Raw genomic sequence first — 19238 nt, 5'->3', positions numbered from 1 at the left:
GTATCTGCTCTGTATAAAAAATTCTATAGATATTTGGAGAATGTATATTATGAATAAAATATTACCCGCCAAACATATTTCTACAAAGTTTGTTATAGGTGTCTTGTTGGATGTTTTTTGGGTTACGGTTGGAAGTGTGCTTGCAGCAGTTGCATTGCAATTTTTTCTTATTCCGGGAACAATTGCACCGGGCGGTGTCAGCGGTTTGTCGGTTGCAATCGAAAAGCTGACGGGTATAAGAGTTTACATATTGAATTTAATTATAAATGTTCCCCTATTTATTTTTGGAGCAAAACTTTTGGGTAAAAAATCCGCTGTTTTTACTCTTCTTTCTATTTTGGTGCTTTCGGGAGTTTTGGCTGTTTTACCCCAAGATTTTGTATTTACCAATGATCTTTTTTTACAGGCAACCTTCGGAGGAATTCTATTAGGAGTAGGTTTGGGAATTGTGTTTAAACGAGGCGCTACTACAGGAGGCACCGACCTTGCCGGAGCCATTGTAAACAAGCATTTTCCCGGATTGAGTATAGCAAAGGGAATGGCTATAGCCGATTTTGTAATAGTAGCCTTTGCAGGTGTTGTAGATAATAATCCTAACACCTCGCTTTATTCTTTAATAGCTCTTTTCTTTTGTACAAAGATAGCGGATATGATTCTTGACGGTTTAGGTTACTTTAAGGGCTTTTTCATTGTCAGCTCTAAGCCTGCCGAAATTGGAGATGCTCTTATGAACAAGCTGGAAAGAGGCGTTACCCTCCTTAAGGGAGAGGGCATGTATTCAAAGCAGGATCGTCCTGTTTTGCTCTGTGTTGTAAGCCGGGCTCAATTTGTCAGGGCAAAGGAAATTATTACCGAAATAGACGAAAAGGCTTTTATCATGGTCTGCGATATGCAGGAAGTTTACGGTCTCGGCTTTAAGCAAAAAATAAAGTAAACTCATCCTTACAGATTTAAATAAGTCATTGACGGCAGATAGTTAATTATGGTATAGTTAAGTATGGATTCAGGAATTTTTATTACGGATAACAGATTAAAGTTTTCACAAGAGCTTGCGAATAAGCTTAGGGATAAGGGCTTAAAGGTTTGTTTGAGTTCGGAATATAAAGAAGATAATAAAGAAAGCGGTGTTACTACCGAAATCGAATGGAACCGCTCATCTCTTTTTTCTCTTCAAGCTATTCCGCTTAAATTAAAAAACATAAATATTGCAGCAGATACGTCGATTTTGATTTTTGATGCTCCTGCTTATTCCAAAATATATCCGGGGACGGATGCCCTATCTATAGACAAGACGATAAGCGATCTTGTTTCTGCGAATGCAGCTCTTTCTCTTGTTTTAAAAAACTACTATATTAAAAAAGCTCAAGGCCGTCTAATCTTTGTTCATCGTGATGCGGATATTCCTTGCGGTAATCCTAATATTTCGGCTGCCTCTGCCGCCTTTGCCCGTATTGCAGAAGAAACGGTTGATGCCGTAAGAAAGACGGAGCTTCCCGGCGTGCAAACTCTTTTGGTAAAATTAGAAGGTTTTGAAGATGAGGTCTTTGCCGATTGGTTATGCAATCAGATAGCATCACCGGTTTTGTCCCGAAGTCCCGGACGATGGGTAAAAGCAGGGCAGCGCAGCTTTTTTGGAAAGTAAGTAATAAAATTGGAATACACCTGCAAATGTCTTGCCCTGTAGAAAATATGCAGATTACTGTGTCGCATTGCTAAAAATGTGAGAGAGGGGCATGTATTAAAAATTTTAGAACACTGAAAAACAAAAAACAAACTTGCGTCTGACAAGTGCATCTCTTTTCCCCTACAAAAACGCCGGGAATAAACAGCCGGAAACAAACTTATTGATTTTATCGGTACTTTGTCTTATACTGTAAGTATAGTTGTTGAACCTTGCGGCTTAAAACGGCGCCGCTCGCTTTCAACTGTATGTACCGGCACGGAAAGCCGGCAGTTATACCTTTTACGATACGAGGAGGAAACTTATGAAAAAAAATGTTATTTTACTGTTTGCGGCAGCACTGCTTACCGCTGTGCTGATATTGCAAACTTCCTGTAATCTTACCGCCCCTGAATACGGCATAGTAACACTCGACTTCGAAAATGGTGCGGCGCGGTCTATCGGGGCGAACGGGCTTCCTAACCTGTCGGACAGCACAATGCAAATCGATATTACAGGCAATTCTATCGTGCCCATTACAAAACAGCTTGAAAAAGACGAACCGAAAGTTTTTTCGCAATTTCTGCCGGTAGGCGAAACGATACACATAAAGGTCTCTATTATAACCCCGTCGGCAACGTGGGCGGGCTTTACCGACCTAACCGTAGAAAGCGGCGATAACGAGGCTGCCGTTAAACTGAACAAGGTAATAGCGTCCATGCGGCCGATACCGTTTTCGGTGAACGGCAGCAGTGCACCATATACATTTAAACTTAATATGGGCGGGATTCCGCTTGAGATAGCACAGTCCGGCTCTGGCCGCGACTACCTTTTTTTTACGCGGGACGGTAAGGGTCGGCTGTATGTAGCATATTCTGATCCCCCGGTCGTAATACGGCGGTATACCAGCGAAGGCGATCATGAAAAAAAACTATCTTTGCCCGGCAGCGTAACCTCGGTAGACAGTTTTACAACCGACTTAAAAACGGGAAGGGTATATATGTCGAGCGGCTCAACTCTTTATGAAATAGACAATAACGGCAACCTTATGCCCGTTATTGGCTCTGCGGGTACGATTAAAGCCAGTGCCGCCTATAACGGGTATTTATTTGTGTATAGCAGTTTGCCGGCAGGAGGGCAACTACAAATGTATCGGCTGACCGGTACAACAGCCGCTCCGATAGGTATGCCGGTTCAAGATCCTTTAAAAGATATTATACCCATAACAGATGATCCAGTCATTACCCACCAAAGTGGCGAATGCCAAGATATGTTTGCGTATGGGAATAAAGTGTATCTGGTGTTTACGATCGGCGCTCCATATGACGGCAGCAAAGCTTTTTACGGCGGGGTTCTTGAGTACACCTACACCGAAGACGGCCATATCACCGAGTCGGGCAGGTACGGATTTGGCAGTATGGAAAGCTATATAGAATATCCCAGTGGCAGTGGGACTGCTGTGTATCGTTTCAATGATGATGCGCCTTACGAGCGTTTTTACGGTGCACGGCGCATTATCGGTTTTGAAGACGGCATCTTGTATATTGCCGACGACGGTGCAATATTCAGATCACTAGAGTTAGTAAATGATTATAAGCTAATTGCAAACATAAACCGCATCGCAAAACTCGACACACGTTCAGGGATTTTAACATTCGAAAACACCGATGCCAAATGGTATAGGGAGTGGCGATAACCTGATCTATGCCGGACGTAGGCTATAACCTACGCCGGCCAAAGTACATAACCTGCGGCAGACGTAGAGCATAATTCGACAGTGCGTCAAAACAGTATTCGAGACTATCTCGAAGCTCGATTAAAAAATATACCTCCTTGTATATTTTTTAATCACGAGTTTTAGGCCTTTACCCGCCATGGACGGTTGTGATATAAGTGGTAGAGTTTTACTTACAGAACCACCACACTTCCTGTGAAGAATGGGTAATTGCTAAGTTTAGATGCCGAACAACTTACAGTTATATAAATGGGGCTTTTAACCAGGTTAGTTCGTGTTTGTTTGCCGTAAGATGAACAATCTTTGAGTCCGGAATTGCCGCGAATCTTTTAACGGTTTCGTTATCGGGTTCTCCCTGCATCTTTATTGTGCATATAAATTTTTCGCAAAGGCCCGAGTCAATCCATTTTATAATCCAATCATAAAGCCTCGGAGGATAACAGATTACATCGGAGCAAAGCCAATCTATTTTTCCTATGTCTTCCGGCTTTAAAGTAAAAGCATCATGTTTTATAAATTCTATATTTTTCTTTGCCATTAAATCGGGCCTCAAGGGACTTCTATCGATTGCGATAATTTTGCAGCCTAAGCTGTCCAGCACCCAGCTCCAGCCTCCGGGGCAGGCTCCGGCATCGAGGCAGACGGAATCGGCTGCGGGCAGGGAATTCTTTTTTCCGGAAGAAGCTGTGGGCAAGGCTTCGGCTTTTTCAGCAAGGCTGTTTTTCTCTTGATATTTTTTTAAGTAGAAATTTAAGAGGGTTAAGGCTTCCCACATTTTTAAGTAGGCTCGGCTCGGAGGATTTATCTTATCTTCTTTAAAGAAAATTTCTCCCCGAGGGAAGGGACTTGAAGTTTTTGCCGAAGCGAAAATTTGATTTTCGTTTAAAAGAGTCCAGATTCCCATTTCTGCTGACGGAACATCGTAGGGAAAGTTTCTTTCTTTTTTGCTGATGAAGGGAAGCTTTTTTTCGATGAGCTCTGCTCGTCTAAAGCAGTTAAACGGAACAAATGCCCAGTTTCTTTGAATTGAGTGCAAAATATCGGCAGCCTCGCTTATACTCGAAAACTCTGCCATAAACGGTTCTTCCATACAAAGGCGGCTCCAAAAAACATCTTTTGGAAAATTTTCTCTGTATATTATGTTACCGTAGACAGAGGCATCCTTGGGGAGATTTTTAATTTCCATAGGAGCTACTCCATGTGGAATTCCTAATTCATCGAGAAGATGATTTTCAAACTGAGGAATGGTAAGCCACGCTCTGCCTTTTAATAATTTTATACGGGAGTCATCTTTATTTGGCATAATCTTAGTATTCTCTTAAAGGCATATTTTCTTTTTTTTGCTTTAGCTTGTCAATCGGGTTCGTTTGTGCTATTATTAAATTGCATAATATCGTTTTTATGGAGGAGTTTTAAAATGTTTCAATTAAAAAAGAAAGGTATAAATCTTATTTTTATACCGGTATTGTTTGTTTGTGTTATATTATTATTTTCTTGCAGTGCAAAAGATAAAGCTGCCGTCAATACGGCCAGGCCTAATGAACCTAATGTAGAGGATATCGCCGAAGTATCCGAGACCGAGGAACATGAAGGAGTTTTGCTTGCAGAGGAATATCTTAAAAAAATAATGTACAATAATAATTTGAATGTAGAATTTGAGAAAAGGTCAAATGCACCTTCTGCCCACCAAAAGTATTTAAAAGATAAGCTTGTTTTTAAAACTTTCCCCTTTAATAAGGTGCAAGAAGGAGCGACTGCTGTCGTCGGAAGCGATCTTTGTTTATTCTATCCTAATGCAGAATTAAAATCTCAAGAAGACTTAGAAAAACTGCCTAAGGGGATTCCTGTTCCATTCGGCACGGTTTTAAGTATTGAAGAAGAACCGGTAAGGCTTCCGTTCGATGCCGATGATGAGTTCGATTTCGGTGTTTTTAAGTTTCAAGAAAATCAAAATTATTTTTATCAGACAACATGGAACGGAGAAAAAGGTCTTGTTTTTGGAGCCGATCTTACAGGTATGAATAACGATTTGAAAATAAATCAAGTTATTTCTATGCGTTATTTGACCAACGGTGCTCCTAAAGAATTTTATACGGTATTCGGTTATGAATTTTTAAGCAAGGCTCATCAAGCTGTTTTGGAAAGAGATAGGTTAATTTTTGAAAAAGTTAAACCCGATGAGTACGAGCTGCATATGATGTCTGCTGATGATATGATTGCCTTGTACAGAAATCATTATGGTTATCATTACGAATCATATGAAGATAATTATACGCCGACTCTTCGTGGAAATGACGGCACTACGGTTTTTATTACCACCGATTTGATGGCCCATGCAAAGCATCTTCTTTTTGATAGGATATTACAAAATATTGAAGAGAATTTTTTTACACCTAAACTTCTTGAACTCGTAACAGCCTTTGATGATAGTTTAAGTAATGTAAACAAAAAAGGTTTTCCTACAGCAAGACCTGAAACCTTAGAAAAAGCTAAACTATATTTTCAAGTTGCCCGTGCCCTCTTGGAGCTTGCTCCTGAATCCGTAACTGAAAAAGATAAATACGGTTCTAATGAAACTGTTTATAAAGAGCCCGATAAAAATGAAGTTCTTTCAAAATATCCCAAAACGGTAAGTGAAGAAATAGATTTGATTGATAAGGCTCAAGGTGCTGCCGTTTCTCCTCTTTTTACTTTTGAAGACGGTGCTTTTACAAAAGAAGATTATTCCCAATATAAACCGAGAGGACACTACACAAAAAACGGTATCTTGTCTGCCTATTTTAGAGCAATGATGTGGTTCGGACATGCTCATTTTTTAATTGCAGATAGGGGGCCTGAAGTTTTGGAACAGGATGGCAAGACAGCTTCCGATGCTTATGCTCTAACTTTGAACATGGAGCCTATAGCTCTTTTGATTACCGAGCTTGTAAAAAATGATGAAGAGCTTTATAAAAAGTGGTCGGCTCTTTTTGATCCTATAACCGATTTAATCGGCCTATCCGATGACCTATCTTTTAAAGAGGTCTTGCCTCTCTGGAAAAGCTATGATGTAAAAGATTTTGAAAAATGGGCGAGCGATAAAAACAACCTGTTTGCATTTATGAAATCGGCTCACGAAAAACTAAGACCTCCGGCTATAGCGGGCTCTTCCGCTTTTTACACAGCTTCCGAAGGTACCGATGAAGAAAGAAAGCCTCCAATGGGTTGGAGACTTTTCGGTCAGAGGTTTACTCTTGATTCTTATATTCACAGCTTGGTAAGCTCTCCCAGACTGTATGGCCGTGCACATGTTAAGGGGTTGGATATTATGAAGGCTCTGGGTTCAAAGTCTGCCGATTTATTGCTTCAAAAAGATTACTCCGATTTTCCTGAGTTAAAAACAATCCTCGATAAAATCGAAAAAGAAGCAGTATCTTCTCCCGACAAAATATTTGGAAAAACCTATTACGGTAAAATCTTAAACGGGATAGGCCTGCAAGCCCGTTTTGAGCAAGGCTCAGGCTTTTATTTTACCGAAAGCCCTGCATGGAGTGTAAAGTCCTTATTGTCGGCTCACGGAACATGGGCTGAGTTAAGGCATGATACTATTTTATATACAAAGCAGTCTGCCGCAGAGCTTGGAGGCGGTCCCGGTCCCGACCTTACCTATAGGGTAAAGAAGATTCCCAATCCGGTTCACTATATAGAGCCTAACTTGGCATTTTGGAAAAACGCTGCTTCTTCTGTGGATGTTCTTATAAATGCATTAAAGCCTTATAAGCTCATAGATGAAAAGAATTTACAAAAGCTTGAAATGTTAAAAGATACGGCTTTACATGCTGCCGATATCGTTAAGCTTGAAATTGCGGATAAGCCCGTTTCTGAAAAAGACCTAAAATGGATAGCCTTGATGCCCGGCTTCCTGGCCCGTATTCTTATGCCTTCCATAAATGCAGTTGTTGAGCCTGAACAATTGCGCATGGCCTTGGTTGCCGATGTGTTTACAAATGGAGAAGAAGGCTTTGTCCTTGAAACGGCTGTCGGTATTCCCTATAGAATCTATGTTCCCTTAAACGATGCTCAAGGCGGAAAAAGAATAGCTGTCGGTTATTGTTTTAATTACTATGAATTTGAACAAGACATATCTAAACGTCTGACAAACGAAGAATGGAAAGAAAGGGTTTATTCTAATGAGGACATGGAGGACTTAAAGCCTTTCTGGGCTCAGAATATTTCTTTTTAAAAAAAGCATTTTTGACGGACTCGAATTTTAGATAATATGAAAGTTATAAAATTTATAATCACCGTTTTTTTTATTTGTTTTTGTTTGACGGCTTGTACCGGCAAAAAAGACGAGACGGAAGAGACTGAAAAAATTTTCAGAACATGGAGCTCTGATGGGGAAAAGCCTCCTAAGACGAGGTTTATCCCCAAGGAAGCTTCTTTGCCGGACGGAGCAAAGCCTTGGGGCGGAACGGTGAGCCATCATCTTCTAACCGATGCCTTAATAGATGATTGGTTTACCGAACTTGCCGAGGCGAGAAAGATAAAAACTTTTTATATCTTAAGCCCTTCTCATTGGGGCCTTTCTCTGTACGATTTTTCTTTAACAAACGGATCATGGCAAACTAAGGACGGCCTTGTCAATTCTGCAAAGGATAAGGTTGAAAACTTATCGCGTCTTTTTGATGTGCCCTTTGATGATAAAGTATTTGTATACGAGCACGGTGTTTCAACCTTGATTCCATACATAAAAAAATACTTTCCCGATGCAAAGGTTGTTGCCCTTGCTTATTACGGAGAGCCTCCCGTAAATATGAATCTTGCAACTAAACTTTATGAGACGGTAACAAAAGTTTTTTCTATCAAAGATAAGGATTCTTTCCTTTTAATTTCTTCCGATTTTTCGCATAAATCCGATATGGAAAAAACTGCCGAAAAGGATGCAAAGTCCCACTATTTTTTGACAAGTCTAAAACCTTCTGCATGGACGCTCGGTATCTGCGATAACAGGCCTGCAATGTATTTGCTTTCAAAATTATTTACAGAAAAAACTCAATGTACAATTCAAAGAAATACTAATGCCTATAAGCTAAGCGATGAAACTGACCCTGAAGACATAACAAGTTATTTCTTTACATACTTTTGGGAAAAAGAAGATTAATCTTTTAAATTGTTTTTTATAGTTTCTAAATCTATTTTAAAAAGAAGCCTATCAGCTTTGTGTCTTTTGCAAAATTGAAGGTGTAGCATAGAGTTTTATTTTCGTATCCTACCTTAACGATAACAACTCCTATAACTTCTCCCGAGTTTTTATCTTTTGTTTCCAAAAAATAGGCTTCTTTTGTATACAGGTATTTTCCTGCCGGCTCAAAAAATATTTTAGTATTTACATTTATAAATTCTTCATCCAAGTTTTTTTTAAATTCTTCGGTGCTTAAGTTTCTTATGCCTTCCCAGTCCTTATCGTTTATCATAAAAATAATTTCTTCAGCCTTTTCTTTTAAAAAAGGAATGTGAAATGTTTCCGATGCGTCCTTAGGCTTACAGCTCCATAAAAAAGAAAATAAAACAAAAAGAAAAAATATTTTTAAGGGTTTCAAAAGCTCTTATTCCTTCGGATCTAAAATATCGGCTGCGACTGCATTAAAAAAGTCTTCGGCCTTTTTATTATTTTGACGCCTTATTATATCCTGAACGTCGGCGATTTCTTCAAGCTGTTTTTGAAGAAACTTCGTCTTATCGTTGTCTATAACTATTGTTTTCCCGTCAAGCAATACCATCTTAACTTCGGTAAAGGTGCCGAAGCGGGCCGGCCTTTTGAAGGTTTCAATTTCGATGCTGTGTATTGCCGAAAAATTTATAATTTTTGTTTTTGGAAAAAAGAATATCCCTGCTTTTTGAATAGCCTGTTCTTTTGTGATATTAAAGTACCACGAATTTTCGAAAAGGCCCGCAACTAAAAATAGGGTTCCAAAAATAAGGGCAATTATGGAATACTCTCCTTCTTTCATGGAAGATATATTCAAATAAAAAATTGCACCTCCGATTACAATGGCCGATATACGTAGCCATAATTTCAAGGTAAAAAATTTTACTATCCTGTCTTTTTCTTGTTTCATAAGTTTAACCTATTATTTCAATTTCAGCTGCTTTTCCGTTCCTGTCAGCCGAGTCTTCGCCCTTGGGATTGGGCATCTTAAACACCCTGAACTTTACCGGTGTTCCCTCTTTTATAAGTTTGTCCCTGCATTTTTTATCGATGTTTGTGAACGAAAAGAAAAAGTCTCCGTTTTCGTTTTCGATAATTCCGTATCGGTTCATAAGCCGTTTTATTTTTCCCTTTATTTTTGGCGTTTCATTTTTGCGGCCTATTGCCTTTATCCAATAGTTGGGAGGTATCCTGTCGTCGGATCTTAGTTCAAAATCATCCGATAGGGCATCGATTATTTCTCTCAATGTATTGTGGCTATAAGAGCGTGGATCGAATTCCGGCATAAAGTTACGGATAGAATTCCCTAGGTCGGAAAGACTTACCCAGCCTTCTTCTGTCATGCGGGAATTTCTATAAGCATGGCAGATAAGGTCTTCGAGGGATTTAAACTTTTTGCCGCTTTTTGAGTCTTCTTCGTATTCTTCAGTTTCATCAAAGTTTTCAAGATATTTAAATTCGTTGCAGGCGTTTACCCAAAGAGGTTTTGCATTGGACTTTCCGACTCCCAAAACATAGAGACCATACTCCCGTAATTTTAGGGCAAGGCTGTAATAATCGGAATCGGTAGAAACTATGCAGACGGCATTTATGCCTTGATTTGTGTTTGCAAGTTCTATGGCATCCATTATGATTGTGTTATCGGTTGCATTGGGCCCGTTTCTAAATTGCTGGACAGGCCGGATAGGTACTTTTTCAAGCCAAGGTTTCCAGCCGTTCATATTGGGAGTAGTCCAGTCCCCGTAAAGTCTTTTTATCAGAACCTCTCCTTCTTTTGAAACTTCGGAAATTATCGAGTCGAGATAGGAAGGAGCTATGTTGTCTCCGTCAATTAAAATAGCATATTTTTTTTCCATTTTGTTATTACCTTATTCTATTATTTCTACCTTTAGAAGGTTTGTAGATCCTGCTTTGCCTATAGGAATACCTGCCGTAAGGATTGCTATGTCTCCTTTTTTTACATGGCCTGTATCCTTTGCAATTTGCGAACACACATCGAACATGTTGTCGGTCGATTTTATAGGATCGGCTAAAACCGGATATACGTCCCAGTCGAGGGCCATCTTTCTCATAACCTGAGGCGATTCCGTTATTGCAATAATCGGTACCTTTGGTTTAAATTTTGAAAGAGCTCGCGGTGTTATTCCCGAAGCGGATGCCGTTATTATTGCATTTGCATCGAGGGCCAGGGCAGTGGAGCAGGTGGCTCTTGCAATGGCATTTGTGATTGTGGTCTCATGAAGAGATGCATTTTCAGCAAATAGTTTTTCATAATCTAATGTTTCTTCTATAGAGTTCGCAATTGAGGTCATCATGGCCACGGTTTCGACAGGGTATTCGCCTGCTGCGGTTTCTCCAGAAAGCATTACAGCTGATGTTCCGTCGAGAATAGCGTTTGCAACGTCGGTAACTTCGGCTCTGGTGGGACGCAGGTTGTGGGTCATAGATTCGAGCATCTGAGTTGCGGTGATAACCGGCTTTCCTGCAAGGTTTGCTTTTTTTATCAGCTGCTTTTGAAGATGGGGTATTTTTTCGGGTTCTATTTCTACACCCATATCTCCCCGGGCTACCATTATTCCGTCGGCTTCCGCTAAAATTTCATCTATGTTGTCCAAGCCTTCTTGATTTTCTATTTTTGCTATAACGGCGATTGTACTTTTGTGTTTTTCCAAAAGTTTTCTTATTTGGATAATATCGTCGGCTCTTTGTGTAAAGGATGCGGCAATAAAATCCACATCGTTTTCAATTCCAAATTCGATATCGGAGATATCCTTTTCACTCATGTAAGGAAGGTTTACCCTCAAGCCGGGAATGTTTACACCTTTTCGGCTGCTTAGGGTTCCGGAATTTACTGCAACACATTCTATGTCCGTATCGTTTAAAATATCGATAACCTGTAACTCCAATAATCCGTCATTTATAAGGATTCTGCTTTTAGGTTTAATTTCGGCGGCAATATTCTTATATGAGATGCTGCATATTTGATTTGTTCCGATTACATCTCTGGTTGTAATTATAAATTCCTGACCTTGCACAATTTCTACAGGCTTTTCAAAAAGGCCCAAACGGATTTCGGGTCCCTTAGTATCCAGTAAAAGTGCAATAGGCATTTTTAACTCTTCTCTTATTTTTTTTATTCGATCTATTTTAACCTTGTGTTCTTCATGGCTTCCATGCGAAAAATTAAGGCGGCAGACATTTAAACCGGCTTTAAACATTTCTGCCAAGACTCTTTCCGAGTCGGAAGCAGGCCCTATTGTGCATACTATTTTTGTTTTTTTCATGGGATTCCTCCAAAACTTCTGATATTATGATACTATAAATCGCAAAAAAATTCAAATGCCCAAGATAAAACAAATTGTTTTAAGCGGAGGAGTTAAGCTGAATGAAACTCGGCATTTATAAATTCTTCATACAGATATCGGATAAAAAACAGGTTTCACATTCCGGTTTCCTGGCCTTGCAGATATAGCGCCCATGCAGGAGAATCCAGTGGTGGGCATTTAGTAAATATTTTTTTGGAGTAACTTTAAGTAAATCTTCTTCAACTTGAATCGGAGTCTTGCCCGATGAAAGACCGATACGCGGGGCGGTGCGCAGGATATGGGTATCTACTGCGATTGCGGGTTTTCCGAAACCCATATTTAAAACCACGTTTGCGGTTTTGCGGCCGACTCCGGGAAGTTTTATAAGTTCTTCCATTGTATCCGGAACCCTTCCTGCATACTCATTTTGAATTATGCGGCTTAATTCAAAAATACGTTTAGCCTTTGTCGGATATAAATTTATTGTTTTAATGTATTCGCGGATTCCTTCTTCACCCAGTTCTATCATTTTTTGAGGCGTATCGGCTGCCTTAAAAAAAGGCCCCGTTGCTTTATTTACACCGACATCAGTCGCTTGTGCAGACAGTACCACCGCTACCAAAAGGGTAAAAATATTTGCAGAATGTAATTCTCCTTTCGGGTTAGGATTATTTTTTTTAAAGCGGCGGTATACTTCTTCGATTTTATCTTTATCCAATAAATTCATTTTTTTCCCTTAACGGTTTTAGTTTAGGTGAGCCCGACAGCTTGCATCCCATGATAAAAAGAATCGGAACCAAAATTAAAAAAACCGGTACTACCGTGATAAATGCAATAAACAAATCGTATTTATCGCCGACTATTCCCATAATAAAACTTGCAGTGCTGTAACCGGGAACTCCGAAGCAGGATAAAAAAATCATAAGGGCTGTTGCATCCACCGGAAGGATTGCTGCGGCAAAGGATTGGATTGTCGGCCAAAGGCATGCAAGGCAAAGTCCCATACAAAATAAAAACACCGCCAAACCGAAAAGCGAGTTTACAAAAACAAATAATAGGCTGACTATAAATGAAGCAATCGAAGAAACTATTATCGCTTTTTGAATGGAAACTTTTTTTAAAACCTTGCTGTTTAAGGATCTTCCGATAAACATTCCGAGGGCAAAGCTCGCCGTTACAATTCCTGCATAAAAGGCAGAGGCTTTTAAATAAAGCTGAATTAATGTAGCCGACCAAAAGGCAAAAGCTCCTTCGGCTCCTCCTGCAAAAAAAAGGGATAGGCCGAAAAGCCAAAAGGAGGGCAGGGAAAATATTTCTTTAAAGGCTGCCTTACTTCCGTCCGAAGGAGGAAGTTTTATTTTTTTTGATGAAGGATAGGAAAAACAAATCAATAGAGCAAAAATAGATAGGCCTATGTAAATGTATCTCCAGTTTATTCCTATCGAAAGAAGATAGCCGAAGCCTATCAGACCGGAACAAGTTCCCAAGGGCCAAAAGGCATGCATCATATTCATCTTTGCTCCCGTATCGTTCGGATATAAATCGTTTACTATGGGAGTCAGCAGGGCTTCCATATTTGCAACACCCAAGCCCATACAAAGAGCACTTAAAAGAGCCGTAAAAAAGTTTATGCTTTTTGAAAAGAAAAAAAGCCCTGCGGCTAATATCAAAAGAGAAGTACGCAAAACTTTTATCTTGCCGAATTTGGCAGCAAAGATGGGGCTTATAAAAAGAATTATCATCTGCTCGATAGCACAAAGCATTCCGAATAATCCCGCTTCCGTAAGCGAAAAATTTAAGTCTCTTTTAATATTTACGAGACATATCGAGATTGCAATGGAAGAAAGAGAATAAACTAAAAAACTAAGGCCTGAAACATTAAAGGTTCTTTTTCGTAGATCTTTCATAAGGAATTATCGATATGATATTGTTTTTTATAAGAATAGTCAAGGCGGAGTGTTTTGCTTAAAATTCATCACAGGATATTTTGTAGCTATATTTCCTGTTGAAATGGGTTTATAAGGGAGATTTCTTGATATTTTTGCCCTGAATTTAAATCTTCGGATATAATCAATTTACAATTAGCTTTTTCTGCTGCGGCAATAATTAGTGAATCCCAAAAGGATATCTGTGATTCTATACTTATGTTTATAGCATTTTCTGTCAATTGTAAATCACTTGTTATAATTTCCATATTTTTAAAATTGTGAACTATGGTTTTTATAAGAGTTTTGTCTATGTTTAATTTTTTAGTGGCGGCAACATAGAATTCATTTATTACTTGTGTGGATATTACCGGCTTGTTTTCATAAATTACCTTTCTTAATATATTGCGTGCTTTATTCATTTTATCATTGTCTCGATTGTCAAGTGCATAAACAAGTATATTTGTATCAATAAATATTTTATTCACGATATAACTCATCCCTTGTCCATTGTTTTTTTTCCGAAGAAATATAAACCTTATCCATTAAGGAAAATGTATCATCAAGCCATTCGTTTTTTTGAGGGTGAATTGTTTGTTCAAGTAATTTGCGAATCAGGCTGTTGAAAGAAATATTTTGATGTTTAGCATATTCTTGTCCGGCTGTGAGTATATCTTCATCAAGGCTTAATGTTATATTTTTCATTGTAACCCTCCTGTAATTATTATATATAATTTTTCCAAAAAAAACAAGATTTTATTGACAAAAAAGCTATCAAAAAAATTCCAATTGGGATTGCTGCTTATCTTCAAAGCTGTTTAAATATGCAAATATCTTATCGGGATTATGCTCGATGCCGTTTTCTTTGCAGAGTTTAAAAAACAGATTCATAAGACTTGCATTATGCGGGCTCATTACCGAGTAGTTTTCTCTATATAGTCTTATGTATTTTTGCTTTAGTCCCGGAAAATGTTGATCAAGTTTTTTATAAAAGAATTCCCTGTTTCCCTTTCTGAGAGTAAGTCCCATTCCGAATGAAATTATACCGAACACTTTAGCTTCGATACAATACCTCAGAATGCCATCTATATTTTCCGGAGTGTCGTTTATAAAGGGAAGAATGGGAGTAAGCCAAACCACTGTAGGAATTCCTTCTTCATTTAATTTTCTTAGGACTTTAACTCTTTCGCTTGTTACGGCAACATTCGGCTCTATTATTTTACACAAGGCATCATCATAGGTTGTCAGCGTCATTTGAATAACGCATTTTGTTTTTTTATTTACTGCCTTTAAAAGATCCAAGTCCCTCAGTATAAGGGAAGATTTTGTTATCAGGGTAAATCCGAAACCGTATCGATAAATTGTTTCGATAATCTTTCTTGTAAAGCCTAGTTCTTTTTCAAGAGGAAGATAGGGGTCTGTCATTGAACCCATCCCGATCATGCACTTTTTTCTTTTTTTAATTAAGGCTTCTTCCAAAAGTTCTACTGCGTTTTCTTTGACTTCGATATCTTCAAAGCTGTGAGTCATTTGATAACATTCACTTCTTGAATCGCAATAAATGCAGCCATGAGAACAGCCCCGATAAATATTCATTCCGTTTTTAGGAGATAAAATTCCTTTTGCTTTTACAAAGTGCATGAGATATTATAACATAAAATCTTGACAAGGTCTTGCTGGCAGTAGACTTAAAAATAAAAAATATTTATAATCTATCGAAAGAATTCCTGTTCTTCTTTTAAGAACGGAATTTTATTGAGAGGTAATTATGAACTCTAAATTTTTTACGATTTTAGGATGGGTTGCAACCGCAACCGCTATGGCAATGTATGTTTCGTATATTCCGCAAATAAGTAATAATTTAAACGGAATGAAAGGAAATTGGCTTCAGCCCCTGGTTGCTGCAATAAACTGTACTCTTTGGGTAACATACGGGCTTATGAAAAAACCTAAACGCGACTGGCCCATTGCCTTTGCAAATTCACCCGGCATAATTTTCGGTTTGGTTGCCTTTATTACCGCACTTTAATACAGCTTATCCGCATTCTTGTGATTTTCATTAAAAAATGATAGAATAAGCCTTAGAGGTAACTTATGGAAAATAAACGGATATTAAATAAAATACATATTACGAATAAAGATTTGGATTTGATTAAGAATGCTGTTGCAGAGGCGGAAAAAACTACAAATGGTGAAATTGCTTTGGCGGTTATTCCTCAAAGTGATTCTTATTCGTTTGTAGAATTGTTTGCTGCCGTCTGCTTAGCCTTTATTTCTTTTTTTGTTATGCTTTATTTCGGAAACGGTATTTGGAAATTACTCGAAACAAAACTTTGGTATCCTTCACCTAAGACTCTTACGGCCGTAATCGGAGCAGGTGTTTTCGTTGTAATGCTCCTTTTCTTTTTGCTGATAAATATTCCTGCTCTCGATAGATTAATAATTCCAAAAAAAATAAAGGAAGCAAGGGTATATGCAAGAGCTTTAAAACATTTTGTAGAATGCGGAATTTATAAGACTGCCGAAAGAACCGGTATTTTGATCTTTGTTTCTATTCTTGAAAGAAAAGTTTTTATTATTGCAGATTCCGGTATTGCTGAAAAAGTTGAGCAAGGTACATGGAACGGAATTTGCGGCATAATAACTTCCGGCTTAAAGTCAAAGAATACCGCAAATAGTTTTTGCAAGGCTGTAGAAGAATGTGGGAAAATCCTTGCAGAACATTTTCCTAAAACAAAGGGAAACCCGAACGAATACCCCGACGGGCTTGTAATTTTGGATAGGTAAATGACAGAAAAAATCAAACTTTTTTCTATCTTGCTTTTTTCTGCGGCTGTTAATATTTTTCCGCTTGATGTTCCTAAGCTTAGAGGGCCTGTAAACGACTTGGCCGGTATTCTATCGGATGATAAAAAGACTGAAATAGAGAATTTTCTTTTTGAAATTGAAAAAAAATCGGATGTGCAAATAGCCGTCTTAACTATCCCTTCTCTCGAAGGAGAAAATTGTGAAGAATATTCATTGCGCGTTGCTGAAACATGGCAGCTTGGCTCTAAAGAAAAAGATTCGGGTGTTTTGCTCCTTGTTGCCGTAAACGATAAAAAAATGCGTATTGAAGTAGGGTACGGGCTTGAGGCAAATCTTACCGATGCCGTTGCAGGCCGTATTATACGGAATGTAATAGCTCCCGAATTTAAAACAGGGAATTTCGGTAACGGGATATTCCTAGGGGTAAAAGCTATTGCAGGATATGCCTTACAGGATGAAAGTATGCTGTCAAAAATCAATTCCTCTGATGATGATTCTGACGGCCTTGCTATTATCATCGGACTTACGGCTTTATTTATACTATGGTTTATTTTTTGCAGACTTATTCCGTGCTTTTTCTGGATTTTGTACCGCCTGATAACTTTGAAGGGATTTACCGGTGAGGAATTGGTAAGTAATTTATTTACTTCAAGAAGTGTGTTTAAATTTTCAGGCTCTTCGGGAGGCGGAGGCGGTTATTCAGGAGGAGGGGGCAGCTTTGGAGGCGGCGGAGCTTCGGGAAGCTGGTAACGTCATCTGAAGGAAAAATTCCGCTTTAGATTGCTTTTTAGACTAAAAATTTTCAAAAAATATGTTTTTTTGACTAATTTGGTATTGACATTTATTCATACCTATGATATTATAGCCCCCGTTGCAAATGCAAAATGGGCTATTAGCTCAGTAGGTAGAGCAACGCCCTTTTAAGGCGTGGGTCTCAGGTTCGAATCCTGAATAGCTCAAAACGGAATCGGTTTATATCGGTTCCGTTTTTTTTTGCCCAATGCCGATGTATTGACAAAGAGGCTGTATAAGTGGTACTATTCTGCTTTAAGTCTAAATTTACATTTTTAGAGGTTTATATGGCTAGTTCAAAAAAGATTGCTGCCTCCATAGGGGGCATTATAGTTTTTGTTTTGGGAGTAATTGCCTTCGTTGCGGCTCCTATGATTACGGATCGGGCTTCTCAAGGTTTTAAAGTCGTCGGTAAATGGGGTAACGTAAGAATAGATAACAGTTCATCATCTCCTTTTATTGACCAATATCAATTTTTGGCTAATTATGTTGAACGCCAAAAAATGGAGCCTGAAGATTCCCAAATGAGAGAATATTTTTGGCAGCAAATTTCTTATTTGGCTTTTAGGGCTGCTGTTGTGCAGGTAGCTATGGAGGATGAGGTTGTAAACGCAGGATATAGAGTTCCTCAGTTCCGAGTTAATAAGGATTTAATAAACTATTATTTGGATGAAAACGGCGTTTATTCCGAAAGCAAATATCAGAATACTCCCGAAACCACACGGGTTACATATAGAAAAGAAATCGAAAAATACATTAAGGACAACCGTTATATAGAAGATTTGTTCGGAAACGGAAGTGGGTATGGGCTTAAAACCTCTTCCAAGGAAACGGATTTTATTGTCGATATGGCAAAAAAAGAAAGAAGCTTTAAATATGTTGTTTTTAATTTGAGCCTTTATCCTTCTTCCGAAATCGTAAAATACGGAAAAGAGCACAGCGATCTTTTTACAAGTTATGATTTATCCTTATTAAGCTATCCTACCGAAGAAGAAGCAAAGAAGATGCTGGCCTCACTTAAAAGCGGAGAGGTAAGTTTTGAGGATGCGGTTATTTTAAATGCAACAAAGACCCTGACGGATGATAGCGGAAAAATTACTTCAAATTATCGAACGGATATAAATAGATATTTTCCCGATAACGAACACCTTAAAGCTGTTTTGGCTTTAAAGCCTTCCGAATTGAGTCCGGTTGTTTCAATGCAAAACGGAATGTTCGGAATTGTAAGATGCAACGCAGAACCTTCTCTTCCCGATTTTGAAAGCGAGGCCCTTATTTCAAATATTCGAAATTATATGAACCGAAATGAAAAGGGTATGCTTGAAGATTATGTTCTTCAAACTGCAAATAAATTTGCAGAAGCTGCAAGAACTGCAGGATTTGAAAAGGCTGCTGAAGATTTTAAAGAAACAACCTTAACAGTTGAGACTTCAAACTTTTTCGGCATAAACTATGGGAATGCAAGTTCTCTTCCATCTCTTCCGTCTCAGGGTATTTTTGCAGCACTTGAGAAAAATGAATCTTTCTTTAAAAAAGCCTTTGCTCTAAAGAGCGGAGAAATTTCCGAGCCCATCCTTGCCGGTTCCGAAGTTGCAGTATTAACTCTTGAAGAAGAAAAAGAAGTTGATGAGTACACTCTTGACCGCACTAAAAAAGATTATCAAAATCAAGCAGGTGCTTGGTTCCCCTATTACCATATAGCGGCTATTATGCGTATGCAGGGTATGAATTATCCTCTTCCGATTGCTCATAAGACATTTATGGATTATATTTTTACAAATTCCAAATTCCAAGATAATTTTGGGAACCTGTTTAAATAAGA

The 19238-nt window shown here is 38.5% G+C and carries 19 protein-coding genes and 1 tRNA gene; 10 read left to right on the top strand and 10 right to left on the bottom strand.

Features of this window, described 5'->3' with window-relative positions:
* Positions 1 to 49: 49 nt before the first annotated feature.
* The 3 genes from HGJ18_RS08980 to HGJ18_RS08970 all read left to right on the top strand — a co-directional run bounded on the left by HGJ18_RS08980 (position 50) and on the right by HGJ18_RS08970 (position 3356).
* Positions 50 to 934 (top strand): YitT family protein, encoded by an 885-nt coding sequence (locus tag HGJ18_RS08980; RefSeq protein WP_253695946.1) that lies wholly within the window; start codon positions 50 to 52, stop codon positions 932 to 934.
* Between the two features lie 63 nt (positions 935 to 997).
* Complete coding sequence (locus HGJ18_RS08975) at positions 998 to 1642, top strand: hypothetical protein (RefSeq protein ID WP_010695068.1); 645 nt, start codon at positions 998 to 1000, stop codon at positions 1640 to 1642.
* Between the two features lie 343 nt (positions 1643 to 1985).
* The gene (locus tag HGJ18_RS08970; RefSeq protein WP_253695944.1) at positions 1986 to 3356 is read left to right on the top strand and encodes a hypothetical protein; all 1371 of its coding nucleotides are present in this window, start codon (positions 1986 to 1988) and stop codon (positions 3354 to 3356) included.
* A 280-nt stretch (positions 3357 to 3636) separates the two neighbouring features.
* Here the strand turns inward: HGJ18_RS08970 and HGJ18_RS08965 are convergent, their stop codons facing one another.
* Positions 3637 to 4698, bottom strand: a complete 1062-nt coding sequence (locus tag HGJ18_RS08965; protein ID WP_253695942.1) for an SAM-dependent methyltransferase — start codon at positions 4696 to 4698, stop codon at positions 3637 to 3639.
* A 114-nt stretch (positions 4699 to 4812) separates the two neighbouring features.
* Here HGJ18_RS08965 and HGJ18_RS08960 point away from each other — a divergent pair, with 114 nt between their 5' ends.
* Entirely contained in the window at positions 4813 to 7617 is a 2805-nt protein-coding gene (locus HGJ18_RS08960; RefSeq protein WP_253695934.1) for a DUF3160 domain-containing protein, read from the top strand.
* Between the two features lie 36 nt (positions 7618 to 7653).
* The gene (amrB, locus tag HGJ18_RS08955) at positions 7654 to 8538 is read left to right on the top strand and encodes an AmmeMemoRadiSam system protein B (RefSeq protein WP_253695932.1); all 885 of its coding nucleotides are present in this window, start codon (positions 7654 to 7656) and stop codon (positions 8536 to 8538) included.
* Between the two features lie 31 nt (positions 8539 to 8569).
* Here amrB and HGJ18_RS08950 read toward each other — a convergent pair whose 3' ends face one another.
* From HGJ18_RS08950 to HGJ18_RS08910, 9 genes are all read right to left on the bottom strand, one after another.
* Positions 8570 to 8977, bottom strand: coding sequence for a DUF3887 domain-containing protein (locus HGJ18_RS08950; protein ID WP_253695930.1), 408 nt, complete (start codon positions 8975 to 8977; stop codon positions 8570 to 8572).
* A gap of 6 nt (positions 8978 to 8983) precedes the next feature.
* Positions 8984 to 9496 (bottom strand): hypothetical protein, encoded by a 513-nt coding sequence (locus HGJ18_RS08945; RefSeq protein WP_253695928.1) that lies wholly within the window; start codon positions 9494 to 9496, stop codon positions 8984 to 8986.
* 4 nt (positions 9497 to 9500) lie between these two features.
* Complete coding sequence (locus tag HGJ18_RS08940; protein WP_147624968.1) at positions 9501 to 10442, bottom strand: NYN domain-containing protein; 942 nt, start codon at positions 10440 to 10442, stop codon at positions 9501 to 9503.
* A 12-nt stretch (positions 10443 to 10454) separates the two neighbouring features.
* Positions 10455 to 11870: a pyruvate kinase gene (pyk, locus tag HGJ18_RS08935; protein ID WP_253690531.1), complete on the bottom strand. Its 1416-nt coding sequence runs from the start codon at positions 11868 to 11870 to the stop codon at positions 10455 to 10457.
* A 115-nt stretch (positions 11871 to 11985) separates the two neighbouring features.
* Positions 11986 to 12618, bottom strand: coding sequence for an endonuclease III (nth, locus tag HGJ18_RS08930; RefSeq protein WP_002691409.1), 633 nt, complete (start codon positions 12616 to 12618; stop codon positions 11986 to 11988).
* Positions 12602 to 13798, bottom strand: coding sequence for an MFS transporter (locus tag HGJ18_RS08925; RefSeq protein ID WP_253695926.1), 1197 nt, complete (start codon positions 13796 to 13798; stop codon positions 12602 to 12604). The genes nth and HGJ18_RS08925 overlap by 17 nt, the downstream gene beginning before the upstream one ends.
* Positions 13799 to 13884: 86 nt before the next feature.
* Complete coding sequence (locus HGJ18_RS08920) at positions 13885 to 14304, bottom strand: PIN domain-containing protein (protein WP_252508164.1); 420 nt, start codon at positions 14302 to 14304, stop codon at positions 13885 to 13887.
* A complete protein-coding gene (locus HGJ18_RS08915; RefSeq protein ID WP_002667360.1) occupies positions 14297 to 14521 on the bottom strand; it encodes a DUF6364 family protein in 225 nt (74 codons plus the stop codon). The genes HGJ18_RS08920 and HGJ18_RS08915 overlap by 8 nt, the downstream gene beginning before the upstream one ends.
* Before the next feature lie 69 nt (positions 14522 to 14590).
* Entirely contained in the window at positions 14591 to 15457 is an 867-nt protein-coding gene (locus tag HGJ18_RS08910; protein ID WP_253695924.1) for an SPL family radical SAM protein, read from the bottom strand.
* A gap of 127 nt (positions 15458 to 15584) precedes the next feature.
* Here HGJ18_RS08910 and HGJ18_RS08905 point away from each other — a divergent pair, with 127 nt between their 5' ends.
* The 5 genes from HGJ18_RS08905 to HGJ18_RS08885 all read left to right on the top strand — a co-directional run bounded on the left by HGJ18_RS08905 (position 15585) and on the right by HGJ18_RS08885 (position 19236).
* Positions 15585 to 15845, top strand: coding sequence for a SemiSWEET family transporter (locus HGJ18_RS08905; RefSeq protein ID WP_002667363.1), 261 nt, complete (start codon positions 15585 to 15587; stop codon positions 15843 to 15845).
* 65 nt (positions 15846 to 15910) lie between these two features.
* Complete coding sequence (locus HGJ18_RS08900) at positions 15911 to 16603, top strand: TPM domain-containing protein (RefSeq protein ID WP_002675982.1); 693 nt, start codon at positions 15911 to 15913, stop codon at positions 16601 to 16603.
* Positions 16604 to 17374: a TPM domain-containing protein gene (locus tag HGJ18_RS08895; protein WP_253695922.1), complete on the top strand. Its 771-nt coding sequence runs from the start codon at positions 16604 to 16606 to the stop codon at positions 17372 to 17374. It abuts the gene before it with no gap.
* Between the two features lie 136 nt (positions 17375 to 17510).
* A tRNA-Lys gene (locus HGJ18_RS08890) sits at positions 17511 to 17583 on the top strand.
* Positions 17584 to 17703: 120 nt separating this feature from the next.
* Positions 17704 to 19236 carry a hypothetical protein gene (locus HGJ18_RS08885; RefSeq protein ID WP_002680488.1) on the top strand — a complete coding sequence of 511 codons (1533 nt, stop codon included), beginning with the start codon at positions 17704 to 17706 and terminating at the stop codon, positions 19234 to 19236.
* Positions 19237 to 19238: the final 2 nt, after the last annotated feature.

Source organism: Treponema denticola (assembly GCF_024181405.1).
Lineage (GTDB): Bacteria > Spirochaetota > Spirochaetia > Treponematales > Treponemataceae > Treponema_B > Treponema_B denticola_D.
This window is presented reverse-complemented; position numbering and strand designations above follow the sequence as displayed.